Here is a 19,952-nt window from a genome sequence, read left to right on the forward strand (position 1 = left end):
CGCCTTCGCAGCTGGCCCAAGCGGCACTGCTATCGCCAGCCAGCTCCCAGGTTTAGGGAGATTGCCTGTTCCCGGAGATCGCACGCCGATGACCAGGGTTTCGCTTCTGGGAATACCGCATGACGAGAACTCGTCCTATCTCAAGGGCGCGGCTGCAGCGCCGGCCCTGATCCGGCGCGAACTCAAAAGCGACGCGCACAGCTCGTGGAGCGAAACCGGCTTCGATGTGGCGGACAGTTTCGTCGACCACGGCGACATCGACTTTTCAGGCGCCGGCGATCCGTGGGAGCGAATCGAGGCCGAGGTCGGCCGCGCGCTGGATGCCGGCCACCCGTTGATCAGCCTCGGCGGCGATCATGCCATCGCCTGGCCGGTGCTGCGTGCCGTGCGCCGCCGCCATGCCAGGCTAACGATCGTCCAGATCGACGCCCATCCCGACATCTACGATGCCTATCAGGGCAACAGGCGGTCCCACACCTCGTCCTTCGCGCGCATCCTGGAGGAGGGGCTGGCTGACCGGCTGATCCAGATCGGCCTGCGCACCCTCAATGATGAGCTTCGTGACCAGCTCAAGCGCTTCGGCGTCGAAATGATCGAGGCGCGGCATTTCAGCGAGGATCTGCAGCTCGATCTCAAGACGCCGGTCTATCTCTCGGTCGATCTCGACGGCCTCGACCCGGCTTGTGCGCCCGGCGTGTCGCACCGCGAACCCGGTGGTCTTACAACCCGGCAAGTGCCAACCTGATCCAGCGGATCGACCAGCCCATCGTCGGCGCCGATGTCGTCGAATACAATGCAAGCCAGGATGTCTCCAATCTCACTGCGCTGGTTGCCGCCAAGCTGGTCAAGGAGATCGCCGGCATGATGCTCAAGACCCATGGCGCCGGCTGAACCAATCTGGCAGGGCGGCATGGTAGATCATTGTTGTGACTCGCATTTCCAGTGAAAGCCGCATGCCGCATCCTTTGAAAATAGCCATAGCCGGCGCGAACGGGCGCATGGGCAGCCAGATGGCGCTGGCCGTCGAGGCCGATCCCAGGCTGACGCTCGTCGCCCGCTTTCACAGGCCGGGCAGCATCGGTGAGGGGCTGGTCGAGCGCGACGAAGCACTGGCGCTTGCGGATGTCGTCATCGATTTCACCACGCCTTCGGCCTCCGTCGATCTTGCACAAGCTTGCGCGGCCTGCGGCGGCCCGGCGCTGGTCATCGGCTCGACCGGCTTCGAGCCGGCCGATCTCGCCGCCATCGCTACTGCTTCGAAGTCCGTCGCCATCGTTCGCTCCGGCAGCTACTCGCTCGGGCTCAGCATGCTGACCGGGCTGGTCGAGCAGGCGGCGCGAGCACTTGGTCCCGCCGCCGACATCGAAATCCTGGAAGCGCATCACCGCATGAAGGTCGACGCACCGTCGGGCACGGCGCTGATGCTGGGCGAGGCGGCCGCTCGCGGACATGGCGTCAGGCTGGACGATGTGGCGAAACGCATCCGCGACGGCCTTACAGGTCCACGCCCTGCCGGCGAGATCGGCTTTGCCGTGCTGCGCGGCGGCAGCATCGTCGGCGAGCACAGCGTGAGCTTGCTGGCCGAGGGCGAGACGCTCACGCTTTCCCATTCGGCGGGCCACCGCTCGATGTTCGCGCGCGGCGCCATTGCGGCAGCACGCTGGGTCGCCGTCCGGCCGCCCCGCGAATACGACATGCGCGACGTACTGGGCTTCACGACCTTTTGAGATGCAAGGGTAACGCAACGAGGGGCGTTGGAGGTCGGAGCCGCCTAGAGAATAGAATATAGCAACAACTACGCCATTTCGCGCCTTCCAACACCGAACCGAACGGTTCGGTTCGCACATTTTTGTGATTGGCAATGGCAGCAACGCACACCCATTTCGGGGTGGTCCGAGCGACGCGAATTCCTCCCAAGGCACGCCACTTGACGGACAGAACTGAAAAATCTGGATTACCTGAAATGACCAAGATCGCACTTACCGCTGCTGCCATCCTCCTTGCCACCGGCACCGCTTTCGCAGGCAGCGACCACTACGGCTCCGACGGCGTCAACCAGCCTGCTGTGACAGCGCCCGCCGGCAACATCGATCACAGCTATACCGCCTCGATCCGCAAGCCGGCCAGCCTCGGCGATTTCACGATCAAGGGCGACTCGAACCAGCCGGAATCCGGCCAGGGCATCTGGGGTCGTTGATTTTCTGAGAAATCGACGACCACAAAGAGCGGTGGGCCTGGCCCACCGCTCTTGTTTTTGTGCAATCGACTCGGGCCGCAAAGATCTTGAATCAATCCGCCAGCAGCTGGTCCTACCTCCTTTGGCCGTGATCTTTTCAAAACACGGTTTGCGGCTGTCACCTGCGGCTAGCCCGTTAGGCAGCTTGGTCTAGCTTAGATCCTTCGGCTTGATACAATGCGTCAACCGGGCCGCGCCGAAGCCGAGATCCGCCCAGTCGCCGTCGATGACAAAGCGGGCAAGGGCGCCGGTCGGGAATTTCTCTTCAAGTTTCCTGAGAGCAGCCACACCCGATCGCGGACCGGCGAACCGGCGGGCAAAATCCTCCAGGCCGGGATTGTGGCCAAGCACCAGGAGACAGCCAGCTGATGCGACTGCCTGCTGCACCTCGGCCAGAATGTCGCCAGCCGTGGCTTCGAAAAGCGCCTCGGCGAACTCCACCGTTACGCTCGCCGACAGTTCCGCCGAGACCAGCCGCCATGTCTCGCGCGTGCGCAGCGCCGGCGACACCAGCGCCAGGTCGGGCAGCCAACTGCGCCGGGCCAGTTCGCGCCCCATCAGCGGCGCCGTCTTCAGCCCGCGCGGCCCGAGCGGCCGGTCGAAATCAGCGAGCGCCGGGTCGTCCCAGCTCGACTTGGCGTGGCGCAGCAGGAGCAATTGTCTCGATGTCGCCATGCCGGCCTACGGCGTGATCCGCGCCAGATGTTCGAGATCGCGCTCTTCGCGCAGCGGGTCGGGGGCAATCACCACCGAAGTTCCGTTTTCGGCATCGTCAGCGAAATGCGCCAGCACAGTGCGGCCGCCTTCCATGCGCGCCTTGCCGTCGGCGACGAGGCCGAGCGCCAGCGCGTAGAGCCGGTGCTCGGCTTTCAGAACGCGGGCGGCCAGTGTGTCCTCATTGTCGCCGACCATCACCGGCACCGCGGCTTGCGCGATGATCGGGCCGTCATCCATCTCAGGCGTAACGAAATGCACCGTGCAGCCATGGATACGCATGCCGGCGCGCAATGCGCGTGCATGGGTATCCAGGCCCTTGAAGGCCGGCAGCAGGGCAGGGTGGATGTTGATCATGCGCCCCTGCCACTTCTCGACCAGGCCGCGGGACAGGATGCGCAGATAGCCGGCCAGCGCCACGATCTCGGCGTTGAATGCAATCAGCGCGGCGTCGATCGCCGCATCATGGGCTTCCTTGCTGGCATGGTCGGCGCGCACGATGACCTTGGTCGGGATACCGCGCGCGGCCGCGATGCCGAGGCCGGCGGCGTTGGCCCGGTCGGAAATGACGCCAACGATCTCGGCCGGATAGGCCGGGTCGCTGGCCGCCGCGATCAGCGCCGTCATGTTCGAGCCGCGTCCCGAGATCAGAACAACCGTGCGTTTCCTGCTCATAGGCCGATCGAGCCCCGATAGATGACGCCGGCGTCGCGGCGCGGAACGATGCGGCCGATCGGCGTCACAGTCTCGCCGGCCTCCTGCAGCACGGCTGCGACCTGTGCCGCCTGGCCGGAGGCGACGACGAGGATCATGCCGATGCCGCAGTTGAAGGTGCGCATCATCTCCTCCGGCGCCACGCCGCCAGTCTTCGCCAGCCAGGAAAACACCGGCGGCACATCGATGGCATTGAGATCGAGTTCTGCGGAAAAGTCCTTCGGCAGGACGCGCGGAATGTTTTCGGGAAAGCCGCCGCCGGTGATATGGGCCAGCGCCTTGATGCCATGCGTGTTGCGGATCGCCTTCAAGATCGACTTCACATAGATGCGGGTCGGCTCGAGCAGCGCTTCGGCCAGCGTCGCTTCGTCGTTGAACGGCGCCGGATCGCTCCAGGCAAGCCCGCTGACGCCAACGATGCGGCGCACCAGCGAAAAGCCATTGGAATGCAGGCCCGAGGAAGCCAGGCCAAGCAGCACGTCGCCTTCGACAATATCGTCGGTCGGCAGCAACTGGCCGCGTTCGGCCGCACCGACGGCGAAGCCGGCAAGGTCGTAATCCTTGTCGTTATACATGCCGGGCATTTCAGCGGTCTCGCCGCCGATCAGCGCGCAGCCGGCCTGTCGGCAGCCGATTGCTATGCCGCCGACGATTGCCGCCCCCTGGTCGGGGTCGAGCTTGCCGGTGGCGAAATAGTCGAGGAAGAACAGTGGCTCGGCGCCCTGCACGACGATGTCGTTGACGCACATGGCGACGAGGTCGATGCCGATCGTGTCGTGCTTGCCGGCATCGATGGCGATCTTCAGCTTGGTGCCGACGCCGTCATTGGCGGCAACCAGCACCGGATCGGTGAAACCCGCCGCCTTGAGGTCGAACAGGCCGCCAAAACCGCCGATCTCGCCATCGGCGCCCGGCCGGCGCGTCGCGCGCACCAGCGGCTTGATCTTCTCGACCATGAGGTTGCCGGCATCGATGTCGACGCCCGCCTCGGCATAGGTGAGCCCGTTCTTGCGCTTGGCCCGGTCGCCCTTGCTCATCGTCGGCGCATCCCTGTTTCCCTCGGCGGCTCTTCGCATGAATGGTTTCGGGGGGCAAGGATGACGACAGGATACCGGGCTTTTGCCCAAGATAAATACGTGGACAGTCGTCCCTTCACCGCTGGTCCTTGCACCCACAATCCATCTCCATCATCTATCTGCAGAACAAGCATGGCGGGACATGCCTTTGACCATTCCCAACCTCATCACCATCCTGCGCTTCGTGCTGGTGCCGGCGGTGGTGCTGGCGATGCTGAACATGCGCTGGGACTGGGCCTTTGCCGGATTTCTCGTTGCCGGAATTTCCGATGGCGTCGACGGCTTCATCGCCCGCCGCTTCAACCAGCATTCGAGACTCGGCGCCTATCTAGATCCGATGGCCGATAAGGTGCTTCTGGTCTCGGTGTTCGTGGTCATGGGCTTCATCGGGCAATTGCCGCTGTGGCTGGTGGTGACCATGGTGTCACGCGATGCGCTGATCATCTGCGCCGTGCTTTTGTCCACGATCATGGCGCATCCGGTCGAGATGAAGCCGCTCTATGTGTCGAAGGCCAACACCGCCGCCCAGATCGTGCTGGCGCCGTGTGCTGGGCGAACTTGCCCTTGGCCTCCGCCTCGACCCGCTCAGGCCTGCGCTCATATTGCTGTCCGGGGTCTTGACCGTGGCTTCGGCCGCGGCCTATCTCGTGGCTTGGCTGAGGCATATGAGCGGCTATGGCGAAGGCTCCACCCCGGGTAGTTGACAAGAATGCCGCGACTGCCGCGCTGGCAGAGGCGGCTGCGTCCCTGGCGTTTCGCCGCCAGATTTTCTTCTGGCTGGGCACGGCAATCTTCCTGGCGCTGTTCCTCTACATTTTTTCCAGCATCCTGTTGCCGTTCGTTGCCGGCATGGTGCTGGCCTATTTTCTCGACCCGGTCGCCGACCGGCTGCAACGCCTCGGCCTCTCCCGGCTGATGGCGACGGTGGTCATCCTGATTGCCTTCATCGTCCTTTTGGTGCTGGCCTTCGTCATCCTGGTTCCGGTACTGGCCACGCAGATGGCCGATTTCGCCAGCAAGCTGCCGGAATATCTGACCCGGCTGCAGTCGCTGATCACCAGCTTCGATCCGAAATGGCTGGAGCAGAAATTCGGCGTCAATGCCAATGGCCTGCGCGACGGGCTGAATTCGCTGCTCACTTCCGGTTTCGGCCTGCTGAGCACCGTCTTCACCTCGATCTGGAGTTCCGGCGTTGCTCTGGTGTCGGTGGTCAGCCTGTTCGTGGTCACTCCGGTTGTCGCTTTCTACATGCTGCTCGACTGGGATCGCATGGTGGCGGTCGTCGACAGCTGGGTGCCGCGTGATTATGTCGGGACGGTCAGGGCGATCTCCAGGGACATCAACACCGCGACCGCCGGCTTCGTGCGCGGCCAGGGCACGCTGTGCCTGGTGCTCGGCGGCATGTATGCCACCGGCCTGACGCTGACCGGGCTGAATTTCGCCATCCTCATCGGCCTCTTCGCCGGGCTGATCTCGTTCATCCCTTATGTCGGCTCGCTGACCGGACTGGTCCTGGCCGTCGGCGTCGCCTTCGTCCAGTTCTGGCCGGACTGGACCATGATCGTTGCTGTCGCCGTGGTGTTCTTCATCGGCCAGTTCATCGAAGGCAACATCCTGCAGCCCAGATTGGTCGGAAAAAGCGTCGGCCTGCACCCGGTCTGGCTGATGTTTGCGCTGTTCGCTTTCGGCGCCCTGTTCGGCTTCGTCGGCCTTTTGATCGCCGTTCCTGCTTCGGCGGCGGTTGCCGTGCTGGTGCGCTTTGCCATTGCCCGCTATCTCGAATCGCCGCTCTACAAGGGACACTCCACCGAGCCAGTCCCGCCGCTGCCTGCCGATCGCGGCGGCGGCCACCGCTCGCCGCGCGGCTGAACGTGGCGGATCAAAAGACCGAACCGCCGCGCCAGCTGCCGCTAGACCTTGGGCATGGCACCGGCTATTCGCGCGACGAGTTGGTGGTGTCGGCCACCAACCGCGAGGCGGCAGCCCTTGTCGACCGCTGGCCGGACTGGCCGTCGCCGGTGATCGTGCTCGCCGGCCCGGCCGGTTCCGGGAAGACACATCTGGGCTCGATCTGGCAGGCGCGGGCCAACGCTGTGGCGGTCGATGCCCAGCGCATCGGCAATGCCATCACCGGGCTTGGCGGCAGGCCCGCGCTGATCGACGATGTCGACAAGACAGCCATCGACGAGACGGGCCTGTTCCATCTCATCAATGAAGTGCGCGGCGCCGGGGCCACCTTGCTGTTGACGGCGCGGCGCTTCCCCGCCGCCTGGAGGGTGACGTTGCCCGATCTTGCCTCGCGGCTGAAGGCGGCGGCAACCGTCGAGATCCATGAGCCGGACGATTTGCTTCTGGCCGGTGTCATCACCAAACTCTTCGCCGACCGCCAGGTCGAGGTCGAGCCGCATGTCGTGCAATATCTGGTGCGCCGCATCGAGCGCTCGCTGGCCACCGCCATGCGCGTGGTCGAGCGCCTCGACCGCACCGCGCTCGAGCGCAAGACGCCGATCACCAGGGCGCTCGCCGCCGAAACCGTCAGCGCAATGGACGAAGGGCAGGGCGAGTTCGAGGTATAGATCCTGCTGCAATTCCCTGGACGGCGATTGTCGATCCCGCCCGTGCGACGTTTTCAAAACACGCATGGTGACATCACCTGAAACAATATGATACTTTCAATCAATGACATCGGAGCGATATCAATGCCTGCAGTGACCGTCCGAAATCTTCCGGAAGCGACCCACCGAGCTCTGCGTGTACGGGCGGCCTTGCACGGTCGCAGCACCGAGGCCGAGATACGCGACATTCTGGAAAACGCGGTGCGGCCGGACGGCCGTGTGAAACTCGGCTCCGTTCTGGCAGACATTGCCCGACGCGCCGGGCTGACCAATGAAGACGTGGAGGTCCTGGAGCAGGCTCGCGACAAGGCGCCGGCCGAACCGCTGGGGTTCGAATGATCCTCCTCGATACCAATGTCGTTTCGGAGGCCATGAAGCCCGAACCGCATCAAGCTGTGTTGGCCTGGCTTGATGACCAGGCCGAGGAAACGCTTTACCTCTCCAGTGTGACGCTCGCCGAAGTGCTGTTCGGCATCGAGGCCATGCCGGCGGGTCGTCGCAAGGCTGCGCTCGCTGAAACCTTCGCCGGTGTGTGCGCCGTGTTTGAGCGCCGCATCCTGCCTTTCGATACCGAGGCGGCCCGGCACTATGCCCGACTTGCAGTGAAGGCGAGGGCAGCCGGCAAGGGGTTTCCTGTGCCCGACGGCTACATCGCGGCAATCGCCTCCGCAAACGGCTTTCATGTCGCCTCGCGTGACACGGCGCCATTCCATGCGGCCGGCGTGCCTGTCATCGATCCTTGGCAGCCGTAACCAGGTACGGCAGCCCGACCAGAGCGCGAGCTGCGAACATGCGTTTCGGCAGGATTTCCTCTTCAGCGACGACAGCGTGTTCGAATGAATACACTCGATCTCTCCGTGCCCACCGCCGCATGAGGGCCGCTGTCCCATTTCGGGAACATTATTTGGCATCCGTCTTGCACCTGGGAACTTGCCGGCTGACCCCGGTCCTGGTCGCGTTCCTGATCGGGTTGTAGGCTCGCCGGGAGTGATGATTGGGGTTCTCGCCCGGCGAGCTTACCTTCGTGGAGCAGTCACCGGAGTGTCCGGGAGGGTGCCCTATAGCCACAACGCCGCCAGATACCGGACCAGCAGATAGACCACCGTATGCGCTGCCACGTAGCACGCGGCGACGACGACAAAGAACAGCACGCTGGCGGGCCACGACCGGGGACGGCCTTGCCTCTTGCTCGGCCGGTTGTTCCAGATCCACAGGGCTGCACAGATAATGGCCCAGACGACGACGAACGGAACCGTGATGCGGATGTAAGCGAAGTAGGCAGGGCCAATCAGCGAAAGCCATGCCTCGAGACCAAGCATCCAGAATCTCCCCTTGCCCGGAGTCTAATGCATGTCGCTCAAAAGTGGTCCCGGTTTTGAGAGAACGACATGCATCAAAACAAAAATCAAAGCGCGTCGCCTGGATACGTTTCAGCGCGACGCGCTTTTAGACCGGCGATAGAGGTGGAAGCGAGGGGATTATCCCTGCGTCGATTTTCAGCCAAACCCGCCGAAGGGATGCTGTTCGATGACACGGGCGCCTGATGCATGTCGCTCAAGTGGCCCCGGTTTTGAGAGAACCGCATGCATCAAACATGCATCAAACAAGACCTCAAGCGCGTCGCGTGAGTCCGTTCAAATGAGACGCGCTTTAGGTCAGATTGGTGCTCCGGTCGCCAAACTCGGCCGTAGCAGGTCTAAAGCGATCGGATCAGCCGCAGACCCTGACCTCTTCGACGACCCTGTGGTGATGGCGCCAGTGCCTGACCAGTTCGATATGGCAGCGGTGATGGCGATGGTGGCGCCGCCATTGGCCATCCTGGTTGTCGCTGTAGTCGTCGCCATAGTCGTCGCTATAGTCTTTGTGGCGCTGGTGATGGCGAAGAATCTGTATATCGCCATCGTCGGACGAATATTGATCGTCGTCATCGGACTGGATAGTCAGACTGGCGGCTTGCGCCGGTGCGATCAAAGCCGCCGTTCCGGCGAACGCGATCATCGAGGCGATGAGAAGGGTTTTCATTGTTTGCTCCTTGGGTTGAACATACACAACTCTCGGAGCGAACTGGTGTTCCAATGTAGGGTCCGATCGGCGAGCGGCTGCTGCTTGGGCAATGCGTGCCGCCATGCGCTACCGGCGAGGCAGCCATTGGCGACCTTGGGAGTGATACCTTGGGCAAGGACTGGCTTTGTGGGAAAAAATGGTCGGAGTGGAGAGATTCGAACTCCCGACCCTCTGGTCCCAAACCAGATGCGCTACCAGGCTGCGCTACACTCCGAGGCCCTGCGGCGTATACGGTTCCGGACCCTGTCGCGCAACCCCTAAAACATCAAACGGGGCTTGGCGGTATGCGCTCCCGCGCAATCCTGGCTGCGATCGCCTTGGCCTGGATGCGAGCATTGGCGAAGCAGCCACGGATGCTTGGCCGCATGCCGGTGAACCACAGGCCCGGCAGTTTCGGGTCGCTGTCGGCGCCGTTGAACAGCGGCACGCCCTTTTGGTCGAGCACGCCGAGCTTGCCCAGCATGGCCTCGAGCCCGGTGCGGTAGCCGGTCGCGGCGATGACGATATCGGGCTGGATCGTCGCGCCATCGTCGAAAACGACCGTGTCGCCGGTAAATTCCCGCACGGTTGGCAGCACGATGATCCTGCGGTCCTTGATGGCATCGACGGCGCCGTCATCGGTGGCGATGGCGGTATAATCCGACGCCAGCCGGCTTGCGCCGCCCGAAGGCGTCGGCGGCAGGCCGTAGGCCGTGAGGTCGCCGAAGGCCCATCGCTGCGTCGCCGCCATCACCGCATCGGCGAGCTTGAACGGCAGCCGCGCCAGGATCGGCGAAAATCGGTGGACGGCGATCTGGCCGAGGCGCTTGGGCAGCAGTGCCGGACCGTTGCGCGCCGACAGCCAGATCTGTCCCGCGTCGGCTGCCACCAGGTGATTGAGCACGTCGAAGCCGGAATTGCCGGCGCCGACGACCAGCACTTTCTTGCCCGCATAGGCCTTGGCGTTACCGAATGCGGCCGAATGGATGATGCGTCCGGCAAAGGCCTTCATGCCTTTCCAGGCCGGGATGAAGGGCTGCCGGTCGCGCCCGGTGGCGATGACGACATGGCGCGCCAGCCGCGGCCCGGCACTGGTCCGCACAAGCCAGTGGTCGCCCTCGAAGCCAATCTCCTCGACCGCGATGCCGAACTCGACCGGCAGCCGGTGCATGGCGTGGAATTCGTTCAAATGGCCGATGATGGTGTTTCGGTGCGGAAAGGCAGGGGTGCCGGCAGGAAAGGAAACGCCCGGCAGCGCCGAAAGGTCGCGATGCGTGTTGAGATGCAGTCGCTCGTGCCGCCCGTGCCATGGCTCGGCCAGCCGGGCTTCCTTTTCCAACACCATCACAGGCACGCCGGTCTTGAGCAGCGCATGGGCTGCGGTCAAGCCGGCTGCCCCGGCGCCGATCACGATCGCGCCGTCGAAAATCGCTTGGCTGTCGGCCTCGGCGTGCAAAATCCCTGCGTCCATGCCTCTTTGTGTCGCCATCATGACCATGACTTTTGATGCTACGCCAGTGTATCGGGCCGATGCCGCTGCCGAAGCGGCCTGGTTGCAGGCCGCTTCGGCCTTGCCGTCGGCAGTGTTGCACAGTATTGACTGAAATAAGGCGGCGCTACCGCCAACGCAGCTACGAGGTGCCCATGTCCGCGCGAATTTTCAGCCCAGCCAAAACCGCGATGCAGTCCGGCAAGGCCAAGACCGGCCATTGGGTGCTGGAATTCGATCCCGCCCAACGCAAGAAGATCGACCCGCTGATGGGCTACACCACATCGGGCGACATGCTGAGCCAGATCAGGCTGACCTTCGACACCAGGGAAGAAGCGGTGGCCTATGCCGAAAAGCAGGGGCTGGCCTTCCGTGTCGAGGAGCCGAAAGAGACCAAGCGCCGGCAGATTTCCTATGCGGAAAATTTCCGCTATGACCGCAGGATACCCTGGACGCATTGACCGGCGGTCAGCGCCTGGCACATAGACACCAGCCGGCCAAGATATCAAATGCCGGCCAGCGGTCCCGTAGCTCAGCTGGATAGAGCACCGGCCTTCTAAGCCGATGGTCACAGGTTCGAATCCTGTCGGGATCGCCAACAACTTCAGGTCCATTCCGGACACATAGGTTACGGTTTATATCGGAGACATGGGTAACACTTTTGGCCCGAAGGGGTTTTGGAGTGGTTCGAGCCTGCATGTCTCATCATCGAAGTAGCCCAAATCATAATCCATGAAGGAAGCCAGCCAGATATGGTCCTCGACCTGTTTGATGCCGACGGTCTGGCCGGCAAAGACGAGGCTGAGGTTGATCTTCTTGCGATTGTAGCAGATGCGGCCGCAGGTGGTGACGGTGACGGCCTTGTCGTGAAACGGATAATCGAGATCCGGCAGGCCGGCATAGATGCGCGGTGACGGCGTGTAGCGCTCGGCTGGACAGGCCATGTCGAGCGCCTGATGTGGGCGTTCTGAGTTGAACTCATTGATGAAGTCATCGAACCTGGCCTGCTGCTGCAGGAAATTGGCGCCAGCCGGTTTGGTGGTTTCCTTCTTGAGAGTCAGGTGCATGCGCTCATGGCGCCCGTTCTGCTGCGGACAGCCCGGCTGGATGCGCTCGATGTCGATGCCCAGGCGCAGCCACCAGACCGACAGTTTGCTGAGATTGAACAGCGCGTTTGGGCTGGCAAAGGGAACGCCGTTGTCGGTCCTGATGGCGCTGGGCAGGCCGAACTCTTTGAAAACGCTCTCGAACACCGTAAAGGCATAGGCTTCCTTGGTAGTCGACAACGCCTCGCAGGCGATGAGATAGCGGCTGGCGAAGTCGGTGATCGTCAGCGGGTAGCAATAGCGCCGATCGGCGAGCATGAACTCGCCTTTGTAGTCGGCACACCACAGATCGTTGGGCCGATAGCCGTTTGAAAGTGGTGTTCCCATCGCCCTGTTGCGCCTTCGCTTGCGGCGCTCGACCAGGCCATGGCGGTCGAGAACCGCATGCACCGTCGAGATCGCAGGCCGGTGAACGTCAGGATACAGCCGGGCCAACCGTTCGCGTATCTTTGGCGCACCCCAGGTCGGCTTGTCTTGCTTGAGGCGCACAATCAGCTTCTCGATTTGAAACGGAAGCTGATTGGCGTGGCGGTAGGGTCGGCGTGATCGATCCGTCAGCCCCTCAAGGCCACTGTCATTGTAGCGTGTGAGGATCTTGTAGCCGGTCTTGCGCGAGATATCGAACTCACGGCAAAGCACCGCCATCTTCTCGCCGTCCAGCAGCCGGGCAATGAACTTCAGCCGCTCTTCCATGACGTTACACTCCTTCCAAGGCACCTTGCTCTCCTTGCAAAGGGCCGAAAGTGTAACCCATGTCTCCGGAATGAACTGTCACCCATCTCTCGGGAAGGGCATCAAAGAGATAGTGTGGAGGCCTGAGTGGGAATTGAACCCACTACGTCGGTTTTGCAGACCGATGCGTCACCGTCCCGCCCTCAGACCATGGCTCCTTGTGCATTGACCGCGACAGCTAGTCAACTTGGCCGGCCTCTGCTCGCAGGTTCGGACCGCGATCCGGCTGCCACCAGTCGAGATGTTCGGAACGCGGCTCGCGTTCAGGCGTTTGTTGCTGATGGCACCGACAACCCCGACCATTGCGCGCATCTGGCGCGGCAGGACCTTGCCCGACAAGGCCGACGCCTATGAGCGCTACAACTACGAGGTCGGTATCAAGCCGCTGATCGAGAAAGCGCTGGGCGTGCAGACTTTTCGCGAGGACACGCCGACGCATTCGGAATTCATCACCATCTCCTATTGGGAGAGCGTCGAGGCGATGGCCGCCTTTACCGGCGGCGATCCGCAAAGCATCCACCATCTCGACCGCGACAAGGAGTTCCTGATCGAATTGCCGAAGGGTGTCCAGGTGCTGCGAATCCGTTCCAGCCACGGAATGGTTGGCGGCAGCTGATGTTTGCGGGCTTTGACGCCAGGACCGTTCAAATGGAGGAGACATCGATCTTCGTCAGGGCCGGTGGCTCAGGGCCGCCGCTGCTGCTCCTGCATGGCTTTCCCGAAACGCATGTTATGTGGCGGGACATCGCCGTGGCATTGGCGCCGCACTTCAGCGTGGTTGCCGCCGATCTGAGAGGCTACGGACAAAGCGCCTGTCCGGCTTCCGGAGCCAATCATGCCGCCTATTCCAAACGAGCGATGGCGCGCGACATGGTGCAGGTTATGGACGTTCTCGGTTTCGACCGTTTCATGGTTGCCGGCCACGACCGTGGCGGTCGCGTCGCCTACCGGCTGGCGCTCGACCATCCCGAAACCGTGTCGAAAGTCGCCGTTCTCGACATCGTCCCCACGGCCTCCGCCTGGGATCGGGCCGATGCCAGGTTGGCGCTGGCCTCCTGGCCGTGGAGCCTGCTCGCCCAGCCGGAACCGCTGCCTGAGCGCCTGTTGTCCGCAGCACCCGACGCAGTTGTCGACAATGCGATCGCCGGCTGGGGCTCGGCTCCAGATGCTTTTCCCGCTGAGGTCAGGGCCGCCTATATCGAGGCGCTGCGTGATCCCGCCCATGCCCACGCCATCTGCGAGGAATATCGCGCCGCCGCAGGCATCGACCGCGAGCACGACGCGCAGGACCAGGCTAATGGCTGTCGCATCAGATGCCCGCTGCTTGCGCTCTGGAGCGGCGAGGGCGGGTTGGAGAACTGGTATGCGGAGGAGGGCGGCCCGTTGGCGATCTGGCGGCAATGGGCTGATAACGTCGGAGGCGGCTCGGTCAAGGGTGGGCATTTCTTCCCGGAAGAGCACCCCGAAGACACGGCTGCAAGGCTGTCGAGATTCTTCGCAAGCTGACTGCGGGCCGATTGCTAAAATCCGGGCCTGTGTGTTCCTGTGTCGACTATCTCAGATGGCCGAGGGATTGCAGGATCAAAGTGCTCGAAAGACCAAGCAGGGCGATACCGTAAAACCGGTCGATCCACACGGCGTTTGGCCCAGCCAGAAGCCTTGCAGCCCGCGCGCCAAGGGCTGCGTAAAACGTCAGCACAAACACATCGGCAAGCGCGGCGATAATGGCCAGGATGCCATACTGGATCGCGATCGGCTCATCCACGCGGACAAAATGCGGCAGGATCGCGGGGAAAAGCAGCCAGGCCGCCGGATTTGTGACCGCCACCAGGAAGCAGCGCCCAATGAGTGCCTTGGCTGAATGGCGTGTTTCGGGAAGGTTAGGGTTGAACGAAGGTCGGGATGCGGCGCGCAGGGTACCGATGGCGACGAAAAGCAGATAGCCCGCGCCGAACATCCTGAGAGCCGAGAGATAGAATTCCGAAGCCAGCAGAAGAGCGCCGAAGCCCAGCGCGACGATGCTGATAAGAACGAAATCAGACAGTACGACGCCGGCCATGCCGAGAAACGCGCGTCGAAAACCGTAGCGGGAGCCGTTGGTGATGGCGAGCACGACGTCCGGTCCCGGAACCGCCATTCCGAGCACCGACACGAAGGCAAATGTCACCAGCGGCAGGTTTCCCATGACGCCGCGTAATGTACCCGGCGCTCACCGTCCGTAACGCCCTTCACACAGCGGCTTGGCTATCGCCGATTGTTGTTGGCCACCTTGGCTCAGTGCCCGCCGCGCATCTTCACCACCACAGTCCTCACCGCCAGCACCAGCACAGTGATGATGATCAGGATCACCGAGAGCGCGGCGATCGCCGGGTCGATGTTGTCGCGCAGGCCCATCCACATCAGCCGCGGCAGCGTGATGGCGTTGACCGAGGTGATGAACAGGGTGACGCCGATCTCTTCCCAGGACAGCACGAAGGACAGCAGCGCGGCGGTGACGATGCCGAACTTGATGTTGGGCATGATGATGCGCGTGGCGCGTTCCCACACGCCGGCGCCAAGGCCGCGCGCGGCAAGGTCGATGCGGCGGTCGAGCTGGCTGAGCGAGACCAGGATCAGCACCGTGGCGAAAGGCACCGTCATCACCGAATGCGCCATGGCGACGCCGAGCCAGGTGTCGTAGCCGAAGAACGAGCTCATGCCCGAGATCGACGTCAGCAGGAAGTAGAGCGTGATCGCCGAGACCACCGGCGGCACCACCATCGGCAACAGCACGAAGCCGACAAGGGTGGCCGTGAAGCGCGGCTGGAACATCCAGACGCCAAGGCTGAAGCACAGCGCCAGCACGGTCGAGATGACGCTGCTGACGATGCCGATGCGGACCGACAGCAGGATGGCGTCGAGCCAGCGCGGATCCTCGATCAGCGCGCGGTAGTGGCGCAGCGACAGTTCGCCCGTCGGCATAGCCAGCATGCGGCTTGGCGTCAGCGACACCGGGATGACCGCCAGCAGCGGCAGCAGCAGGAACAGCGCCACCAGCACGGCGAGGATCAGCGAGACGGGACCGGGGCGATAGGTCGGCATCAGATCAGCTGCTTCGGTCTGACATAGCGGAACAGCAGCGCCATGAGCGCGCCGACGAACAGCACCAGCACGACGCTGATCGCCGCACCCAGTCCCCAGTCGGGGCTTTGGAATATCCTGAGGTAGATCAGCTCGGCGATCATCACGCTGCGGCCGCCGCCGAGGATCGCCGGCGTGACGAAGAAGCCGAGCGAGAAGACGAACACGATCATCGCCGAACCGATGATGCCGGAGCGCGTCATCGGCACGAACACGGTCCAGAAGGTGCGCATGCGGCTGGAGCCGAGCCCGCGCGCCGCGAGCAGCACGCGCTCGTCGAGGCTGCGCATGGCGGAGGCCAGCGGGAACACCGCGAATGGGATCAAAAAATGCGTCATACCGACGATGACGCCGAACTCGTTGCGCACCAGCGCCAGCGGCTCGGAGATGAAGCCGATCGATTGCAGCCAGGTGTTGATCAGGCCGCGGTTGGACAAAAGCGCCACCCAGCCGAAGGCGCGGGTCAGCACCGAGATCCAGAAGGGGACGAGAATGCAGAATTCAGCGATTATGCGCTGTGCCGGGCTGCCGCGCACCCACACCATGGTGATGGCGTATGCCGCCGCCACGGAAACCACGGTGACGATCAGCGCGATGCGCAGCGTGCGGATGAACACAGACTGCACCAGGGCATCGGTGGCGAGCGCGCCATACTGGCCGAGCCCCGGTGTCGGCAAGGTGACGCTCCACTTGACGACGCCGAGGAACGGCCAGGCGTAGGCCAGCACAAGGAACAGCAGCAGCGGCGCCATCAGCACCGCCGCGCCCATCCTGTCGGAGAGGGTGCCTCTCATCGAAGCTCGTGCCCGGCCTGGTCAGGCCGAGATGATCTTGGTGTATTCGTCGAGTGCTGCCCCGTAATTCTTGGCGTACCAGTCCATGTCGAGCGCGATCTGCTTCTTCATGTTTTCGGGATCGACCGGGTTGATGCGCTTCTTGTCGGCGGGGATCAGCGCATCGGCGGCCGGATTGGCCGGACCCTGTCCGAGCTTGTCGAACATCACCAGTTGCTTCTCCGGATCCTGGGCGCTGGCGATGAACTTCATCGCTGCGTCCTTGCCGCCGGGGTTGCCCTTGAGCACGGCCAGCGCGCCGGGCGAAATCAGGCCCTGATCCCAGATGAACTTGATCTTGCCGCCCGAGTCCTGCTCGATCAGCGAGGCGCGGGTCGACCACACGATCGCCATCGAGGCTTCGCCGTTGAGCAGCACGCTCTGGCTCTCGGCGCCGCCGCCCCAGTAAGCCACGACGTTTTCCTTGAAGGCGGCGATCTTGTCATGCGCGCGCTTCAGGTCGAGCGGGTAGAGCGAGGTCGGCGCGATGCCGTCTGCGAGAAGTGCGGCTTCCCAACTCGACACGCCCCATTTGTAGAGCGAGCGCTTGCCCGGAAACTTCTTCACGTCGAAGAAGTCGGCCATGCCGGTCGGCGCGTCCTTGCCGTATTTCTCGGAATCATAGGCGATGACATAGGAGAAGAAATAGGTCGACGCCGCGTATTCCCAGCCGAACCCCTCGCGCATCTTCTTCTTGTCGACGACGGCGTAGTCGATCGGCTCGAGCGCACCCTGCGCGCCGAGCGTGATGGCCGAGAACGGGTCGACGTCGACAAGGTCCCAGGTCGGCGCGCCGCTCTTGAACTGTGCGGCAATCGCGCCTTCGGTCGGGCCCGAACCGTCCATCTTGACGGCGATGCCGGTCTCCTTGGTGAAGGCCTGGCCATAGGCGGCGTCATAAGCGGTGAGGGCATCGCCACCCCAGTTGACCAGCACCAGTTCCTTGGCCTGCGCAAACGCGCCGGTCGAGCGCAGCAGCATCGGCGTGCCGGCCAGCACGAAGGCTGCAAGCTGGGTGAATTGCCGGCGCGAAATCTCGCCGCGCACAGCCCGGGCGGATAGCGCGTCCATGGCTTGTTTTTTGCTTTGGTCTGTCATTTTAGTTCCCCTTTTTCGTTGTTGGTTCCGGTGGTTATGGCGCGCTCCAGATTCTTTGCTGGAAGACTTCGCCGTTCTCGTCGTCATCCTCCGTCCGGAAGGAGGAAACCCTTTTCCGCCGGCCAGGTCAGCCAGACGGAATTGCCTTTGCTGAGTGCAGCCGCGGCGACCTCGTTCGGCACCGAGACGGTCACCTTGGCGCCCTGGCGCGTCGTCAGATCGAGTTTGGTCGCCGCACCCAGATAGGTCGAGCCGATGGCGGTGGCGGCGATGCCATTCTCGCCGGCGGCGGCTTCGCGCGCGATCGACATATGCTCGGGCCGGATCGCCAGGATCGCATCGCCACGGACTTTCTCGGCCTTGCAGAGCATGTTGACCGCGCGGTCCTCGCAGAGGCCCGTCGAGCCATTGTCGGCGGGCTTGACCCCCTTCAACGGCAGCATGTTGATCTCGCCAAGGAACTCGGCGACGAAGCGGTTGTCCGGCCGGTCGTAGACCTCGTCCGGCGCTCCGACCTGCAGCAATTTTCCGTGGTTGAAGATGGCGACGCGCGACGACAGCGCCAGCGCCTCGCTCTGGTCGTGGGTGACGAAGACGAAGGTGGTGCCGGTCTCCTGATGCAGCCGCTTCATCTCGGCCTGCATCTGGCCGCGCAGGCTCTTGTCGAGCGCCGAGAACGGCTCGTCGAGGAGCAGCACGCCGGGTTCGAACACCAAAGCGCGGGCCAACGCCACGCGCTGCTGCTGGCCGCCGGAAAGCTGCGCCGGCAGTTTCGTCTCATGGCCCTTGAGGCCGACGCGCTCGATCATCTCGGCAACGCGGCGCTTGATCTCGGAAGCCGATTTCTTGCGTACCTTGAGCGGGAAGGCGATGTTGGCCTCGACCGACATATGCGGAAACAGCGCATAACCCTGGAACACCATGCCGGCGGCGCGCTGCTCTGCCGGCCGATCGGTGATGTCGAAACCGTCGCTGAAAAGCTTGCCGGCGGTCGGTTGCACGAAGCCTGCCAGGATCATCAGAAAGGTGGTCTTGCCCGAGCCGGAGGGGCCGAGCAGCGTCAAAAACTCGCCGCGGCCGATATTGAGCGTCAGGTCGTCCAGCGCCCGGAACGAGCCGAAGCTCTTGCCGATCCCGATTGCCTTGATCTCTGCGGCCCGGCCGGGTTGCTGCATCCTGCCTCTTCCTTGATCGTGGCTTGAGCGTAGGGCAGTGCGCCGGCTCACCGCAACCGAATAGTTTTCGCCTGATCGGCAAATTTGATTCACGGATGGGAGGCTAGTACGGGCTGATCCGGTTCTCCGACAGCTTCGACCTCAACCACCCATTGAATGCTTCCAGCACCGGGTGGCTGGACTTGGCATGTTCCGACACCAGGAAATACGAGCGCGGCGAGGGGATCGCGATGTCGAAGGGGCGCACCAGACGGCCTTCGCTCAGCGCCCGGCGGCTGGTCAGCTCGTCGCCCATGGCGATGCCCTGGCCGGCGATCGCCGCGGAAAAAACGAGGTTCATGTCCGAGAAGAAGATGCCGCCTTCGGTGTCGGGGTTTTCCACCTTGGACAGCGCCAGCCAGCGCGCCCAGTCCTCGGTGTCGCCGAGATGCAGGAGATTGGCGCGCAGCACGTCGGCCGGTTTTGAAAAGCCGCCGACCTTGTTGAGCAGTGTCGGGCTGCAAAGTGGCGTGAACGAGATTTCGCACAGCAACTCCACCGAGCGGTTCGGCCAGTTGCCGACGCCAAAGGCAATGAAGGCATCGGCGTCCGGATTGCTGACATCGTCCAGCCGCCGCGGCGTCAGGATCGACAGCGCCACGTCTGGATACATCTGCCGGAACTCGCCGATGTGGGTGCATAAAAACAGAGAGGCGAAGCCCGGCGTGCAGGAAACGGCGAACGAACCGCCGACGCCGGTGCCGGCCTGGCGCGTTACCGCATCGCCGAGCACGGTCAGCGCCTTCCTCACATCGGCGGCATAGCGCTGGCCGCGCGGTGTCAGCGCCACGCCCTTGCCGATGCGCTCCAGCAGGTCGAAGCCGAGGTCGCGTTCGAGCAGCCGCAACTGATGGCTGACGGCGCTGCGGGTCAAATGCAGTTCATCGGCTGCGCGCCAGACACTGCCGTGACGGGCAAAACTGTCGAGGGCGCGCAACGCCTGCGTGGAAGGTATTCGCAAG

The 19,952-nt window shown here is 63.3% G+C and carries 24 protein-coding genes, 3 tRNA genes and 1 pseudogene; 13 read left to right on the forward strand and 15 right to left on the reverse strand.

The window, feature by feature from the left end; all coding sequences use genetic code 11:
• Window positions 1-88 precede the first annotated feature (88 nt).
• The 4 genes from ACYG9Z_RS22980 to ACYG9Z_RS22995 all read left to right on the forward strand — a co-directional run bounded on the left by ACYG9Z_RS22980 (window position 89) and on the right by ACYG9Z_RS22995 (window position 2,197).
• On the forward strand, window positions 89-745 hold the full coding sequence (locus ACYG9Z_RS22980; RefSeq protein WP_280938671.1) for an arginase family protein: 657 nt from the start codon (window positions 89-91) through the stop codon (window positions 743-745).
• Window positions 682-891, forward strand: a complete 210-nt coding sequence (locus ACYG9Z_RS22985) for an arginase family protein (protein WP_280938672.1) — start codon at window positions 682-684, stop codon at window positions 889-891. Before ACYG9Z_RS22980 ends, ACYG9Z_RS22985 begins: the two co-directional genes overlap by 64 nt.
• Before the next feature lie 62 nt (window positions 892-953).
• The gene (gene dapB, locus ACYG9Z_RS22990; RefSeq protein ID WP_023684757.1) at window positions 954-1,727 is read left to right on the forward strand and encodes a 4-hydroxy-tetrahydrodipicolinate reductase; all 774 of its coding nucleotides are present in this window, start codon (window positions 954-956) and stop codon (window positions 1,725-1,727) included.
• A 236-nt stretch (window positions 1,728-1,963) separates the two neighbouring features.
• Window positions 1,964-2,197, forward strand: coding sequence for a DUF680 domain-containing protein (locus tag ACYG9Z_RS22995; RefSeq protein WP_023684758.1), 234 nt, complete (start codon window positions 1,964-1,966; stop codon window positions 2,195-2,197).
• Window positions 2,198-2,386: 189 nt separating this feature from the next.
• Here the strand turns inward: ACYG9Z_RS22995 and ACYG9Z_RS23000 are convergent, their stop codons facing one another.
• The 3 genes from ACYG9Z_RS23000 to purM are packed head-to-tail and all read right to left on the reverse strand — an operon-like array spanning window position 2,387 to window position 4,701.
• Window positions 2,387-2,911, reverse strand: a complete 525-nt coding sequence (locus tag ACYG9Z_RS23000) for a SixA phosphatase family protein (protein WP_023715099.1) — start codon at window positions 2,909-2,911, stop codon at window positions 2,387-2,389.
• Window positions 2,912-2,917: 6 nt separating this feature from the next.
• Window positions 2,918-3,625, reverse strand: coding sequence for a phosphoribosylglycinamide formyltransferase (purN, locus tag ACYG9Z_RS23005; protein WP_023752544.1), 708 nt, complete (start codon window positions 3,623-3,625; stop codon window positions 2,918-2,920).
• Window positions 3,622-4,701, reverse strand: a complete 1,080-nt coding sequence (purM, locus tag ACYG9Z_RS23010; RefSeq protein WP_023684760.1) for a phosphoribosylformylglycinamidine cyclo-ligase — start codon at window positions 4,699-4,701, stop codon at window positions 3,622-3,624. Before purM ends, purN begins: the two co-directional genes overlap by 4 nt.
• Window positions 4,702-4,888: 187 nt before the next feature.
• Here purM and ACYG9Z_RS23015 point away from each other — a divergent pair.
• The 5 genes and pseudogenes from ACYG9Z_RS23015 (at window position 4,889) to ACYG9Z_RS23035 (ending at window position 8,107) form a co-directional block, all read left to right on the forward strand.
• Window positions 4,889-5,444, forward strand: a pseudogene (locus ACYG9Z_RS23015) (CDP-alcohol phosphatidyltransferase family protein).
• Window positions 5,416-6,609 (forward strand): AI-2E family transporter, encoded by a 1,194-nt coding sequence (locus tag ACYG9Z_RS23020; protein ID WP_023684761.1) that lies wholly within the window; start codon window positions 5,416-5,418, stop codon window positions 6,607-6,609. Before ACYG9Z_RS23015 ends, ACYG9Z_RS23020 begins: the two are co-directional and overlap by 29 nt.
• A gap of 2 nt (window positions 6,610-6,611) precedes the next feature.
• Window positions 6,612-7,316 (forward strand): DnaA regulatory inactivator HdaA, encoded by a 705-nt coding sequence (gene hdaA, locus ACYG9Z_RS23025; protein WP_023684762.1) that lies wholly within the window; start codon window positions 6,612-6,614, stop codon window positions 7,314-7,316.
• 123 nt (window positions 7,317-7,439) lie between these two features.
• Window positions 7,440-7,694, forward strand: a complete 255-nt coding sequence (locus tag ACYG9Z_RS23030) for a FitA-like ribbon-helix-helix domain-containing protein (RefSeq protein WP_023670289.1) — start codon at window positions 7,440-7,442, stop codon at window positions 7,692-7,694.
• A complete protein-coding gene (locus ACYG9Z_RS23035) occupies window positions 7,691-8,107 on the forward strand; it encodes a type II toxin-antitoxin system VapC family toxin (protein ID WP_023684763.1) in 417 nt (138 codons plus the stop codon). Before ACYG9Z_RS23030 ends, ACYG9Z_RS23035 begins: the two co-directional genes overlap by 4 nt.
• Window positions 8,108-8,413: 306 nt before the next feature.
• On the opposite strand, the gene ACYG9Z_RS23040 is transcribed toward ACYG9Z_RS23035, so the two are convergent.
• The 4 genes from ACYG9Z_RS23040 to ACYG9Z_RS23055 all read right to left on the reverse strand — a co-directional run bounded on the left by ACYG9Z_RS23040 (window position 8,414) and on the right by ACYG9Z_RS23055 (window position 10,869).
• Complete coding sequence (locus tag ACYG9Z_RS23040) at window positions 8,414-8,674, reverse strand: hypothetical protein (RefSeq protein ID WP_023752545.1); 261 nt, start codon at window positions 8,672-8,674, stop codon at window positions 8,414-8,416.
• A 391-nt stretch (window positions 8,675-9,065) separates the two neighbouring features.
• On the reverse strand, window positions 9,066-9,377 hold the full coding sequence (locus ACYG9Z_RS23045) for a hypothetical protein (protein WP_023689055.1): 312 nt from the start codon (window positions 9,375-9,377) through the stop codon (window positions 9,066-9,068).
• 179 nt (window positions 9,378-9,556) lie between these two features.
• Window positions 9,557-9,633: transfer RNA gene (locus ACYG9Z_RS23050), tRNA-Pro, on the reverse strand.
• Window positions 9,634-9,684: 51 nt separating this feature from the next.
• Window positions 9,685-10,869: a flavin-containing monooxygenase gene (locus ACYG9Z_RS23055; protein ID WP_023695547.1), complete on the reverse strand. Its 1,185-nt coding sequence runs from the start codon at window positions 10,867-10,869 to the stop codon at window positions 9,685-9,687.
• A 173-nt stretch (window positions 10,870-11,042) separates the two neighbouring features.
• Between ACYG9Z_RS23055 and ACYG9Z_RS23060 the strand changes: the two genes are divergently transcribed.
• Window positions 11,043-11,348 carry an ETC complex I subunit gene (locus tag ACYG9Z_RS23060; RefSeq protein ID WP_023670294.1) on the forward strand — a complete coding sequence of 102 codons (306 nt, stop codon included), beginning with the start codon at window positions 11,043-11,045 and terminating at the stop codon, window positions 11,346-11,348.
• Between the two features lie 60 nt (window positions 11,349-11,408).
• Window positions 11,409-11,485 (forward strand) — tRNA-Arg (locus ACYG9Z_RS23065).
• Window positions 11,486-11,522: 37 nt separating this feature from the next.
• On the opposite strand, the gene ACYG9Z_RS23070 is transcribed toward ACYG9Z_RS23065, so the two are convergent.
• Together ACYG9Z_RS23070 and ACYG9Z_RS23075 are read right to left on the reverse strand one after the other, a co-directional pair.
• A complete protein-coding gene (locus ACYG9Z_RS23070; protein ID WP_023727784.1) occupies window positions 11,523-12,710 on the reverse strand; it encodes a helix-turn-helix domain-containing protein in 1,188 nt (395 codons plus the stop codon).
• Between the two features lie 91 nt (window positions 12,711-12,801).
• Window positions 12,802-12,875 (reverse strand) — tRNA-Cys (locus tag ACYG9Z_RS23075).
• 130 nt (window positions 12,876-13,005) lie between these two features.
• Here ACYG9Z_RS23075 and ACYG9Z_RS23080 point away from each other — a divergent pair.
• Together ACYG9Z_RS23080 and ACYG9Z_RS23085 are read left to right on the forward strand one after the other, a co-directional pair.
• A complete protein-coding gene (locus ACYG9Z_RS23080) occupies window positions 13,006-13,341 on the forward strand; it encodes an antibiotic biosynthesis monooxygenase family protein (protein ID WP_031198108.1) in 336 nt (111 codons plus the stop codon).
• Window positions 13,341-14,231: an alpha/beta fold hydrolase gene (locus ACYG9Z_RS23085; RefSeq protein ID WP_023752546.1), complete on the forward strand. Its 891-nt coding sequence runs from the start codon at window positions 13,341-13,343 to the stop codon at window positions 14,229-14,231. Before ACYG9Z_RS23080 ends, ACYG9Z_RS23085 begins: the two co-directional genes overlap by 1 nt.
• A 46-nt stretch (window positions 14,232-14,277) precedes the next feature.
• Here the strand turns inward: ACYG9Z_RS23085 and ACYG9Z_RS23090 are convergent, their stop codons facing one another.
• From ACYG9Z_RS23090 to ACYG9Z_RS23115, 6 genes are all read right to left on the reverse strand, one after another.
• Entirely contained in the window at window positions 14,278-14,892 is a 615-nt protein-coding gene (locus ACYG9Z_RS23090) for a LysE family translocator (RefSeq protein WP_245259945.1), read from the reverse strand.
• Between the two features lie 107 nt (window positions 14,893-14,999).
• Window positions 15,000-15,806: an ABC transporter permease gene (locus tag ACYG9Z_RS23095; protein WP_023695543.1), complete on the reverse strand. Its 807-nt coding sequence runs from the start codon at window positions 15,804-15,806 to the stop codon at window positions 15,000-15,002.
• Complete coding sequence (locus ACYG9Z_RS23100) at window positions 15,806-16,639, reverse strand: ABC transporter permease (RefSeq protein ID WP_023670301.1); 834 nt, start codon at window positions 16,637-16,639, stop codon at window positions 15,806-15,808. The genes ACYG9Z_RS23095 and ACYG9Z_RS23100 overlap by 1 nt, the downstream gene beginning before the upstream one ends.
• Window positions 16,640-16,660: 21 nt before the next feature.
• A complete protein-coding gene (locus ACYG9Z_RS23105; protein ID WP_023727815.1) occupies window positions 16,661-17,776 on the reverse strand; it encodes an ABC transporter substrate-binding protein in 1,116 nt (371 codons plus the stop codon).
• An 83-nt stretch (window positions 17,777-17,859) separates the two neighbouring features.
• Window positions 17,860-18,951 (reverse strand): ABC transporter ATP-binding protein, encoded by a 1,092-nt coding sequence (locus tag ACYG9Z_RS23110; protein WP_023727814.1) that lies wholly within the window; start codon window positions 18,949-18,951, stop codon window positions 17,860-17,862.
• A gap of 103 nt (window positions 18,952-19,054) precedes the next feature.
• Complete coding sequence (locus ACYG9Z_RS23115) at window positions 19,055-19,951, reverse strand: LysR substrate-binding domain-containing protein (RefSeq protein WP_023752547.1); 897 nt, start codon at window positions 19,949-19,951, stop codon at window positions 19,055-19,057.
• Window position 19,952: the final 1 nt, after the last annotated feature.

The organism is Mesorhizobium sp. RSR380A, assembly GCF_054719385.1.

Bases quoted from the DNA above. Each gene is read 5' to 3' on its own strand.
- ACYG9Z_RS22980 (WP_280938671.1), top strand. From the start codon at position 89: ATGACCAGGGTTTCGCTTCTGGGAATACCGCATGACGAGAACTCGTCC.
- dapB (WP_023684757.1), top strand. From the start codon at position 954: ATGCCGCATCCTTTGAAAATAGCCATAGCCGGCGCGAACGGGCGCATG.
- ACYG9Z_RS22995 (WP_023684758.1), top strand. From the start codon at position 1,964: ATGACCAAGATCGCACTTACCGCTGCTGCCATCCTCCTTGCCACCGGC.
- ACYG9Z_RS23000 (WP_023715099.1), bottom strand. From the start codon at position 2,911: ATGGCGACATCGAGACAATTGCTCCTGCTGCGCCACGCCAAGTCGAGC.
- purN (WP_023752544.1), bottom strand. From the start codon at position 3,625: ATGAGCAGGAAACGCACGGTTGTTCTGATCTCGGGACGCGGCTCGAAC.
- purM (WP_023684760.1), bottom strand. From the start codon at position 4,701: ATGAGCAAGGGCGACCGGGCCAAGCGCAAGAACGGGCTCACCTATGCC.
- ACYG9Z_RS23020 (WP_023684761.1), top strand. From the start codon at position 5,416: ATGGCGAAGGCTCCACCCCGGGTAGTTGACAAGAATGCCGCGACTGCC.
- ACYG9Z_RS23030 (WP_023670289.1), top strand. From the start codon at position 7,440: ATGCCTGCAGTGACCGTCCGAAATCTTCCGGAAGCGACCCACCGAGCT.
- ACYG9Z_RS23035 (WP_023684763.1), top strand. From the start codon at position 7,691: ATGATCCTCCTCGATACCAATGTCGTTTCGGAGGCCATGAAGCCCGAA.
- ACYG9Z_RS23040 (WP_023752545.1), bottom strand. From the start codon at position 8,674: ATGCTTGGTCTCGAGGCATGGCTTTCGCTGATTGGCCCTGCCTACTTC.
- ACYG9Z_RS23045 (WP_023689055.1), bottom strand. From the start codon at position 9,377: ATGAAAACCCTTCTCATCGCCTCGATGATCGCGTTCGCCGGAACGGCG.
- ACYG9Z_RS23055 (WP_023695547.1), bottom strand. From the start codon at position 10,869: ATGGACGCAGGGATTTTGCACGCCGAGGCCGACAGCCAAGCGATTTTC.
- ACYG9Z_RS23060 (WP_023670294.1), top strand. From the start codon at position 11,043: ATGTCCGCGCGAATTTTCAGCCCAGCCAAAACCGCGATGCAGTCCGGC.
- ACYG9Z_RS23080 (WP_031198108.1), top strand. From the start codon at position 13,006: ATGGCACCGACAACCCCGACCATTGCGCGCATCTGGCGCGGCAGGACC.
- ACYG9Z_RS23085 (WP_023752546.1), top strand. From the start codon at position 13,341: ATGTTTGCGGGCTTTGACGCCAGGACCGTTCAAATGGAGGAGACATCG.
- ACYG9Z_RS23095 (WP_023695543.1), bottom strand. From the start codon at position 15,806: ATGCCGACCTATCGCCCCGGTCCCGTCTCGCTGATCCTCGCCGTGCTG.
- ACYG9Z_RS23100 (WP_023670301.1), bottom strand. From the start codon at position 16,639: ATGAGAGGCACCCTCTCCGACAGGATGGGCGCGGCGGTGCTGATGGCG.
- ACYG9Z_RS23105 (WP_023727815.1), bottom strand. From the start codon at position 17,776: ATGACAGACCAAAGCAAAAAACAAGCCATGGACGCGCTATCCGCCCGG.
- ACYG9Z_RS23110 (WP_023727814.1), bottom strand. From the start codon at position 18,951: ATGCAGCAACCCGGCCGGGCCGCAGAGATCAAGGCAATCGGGATCGGC.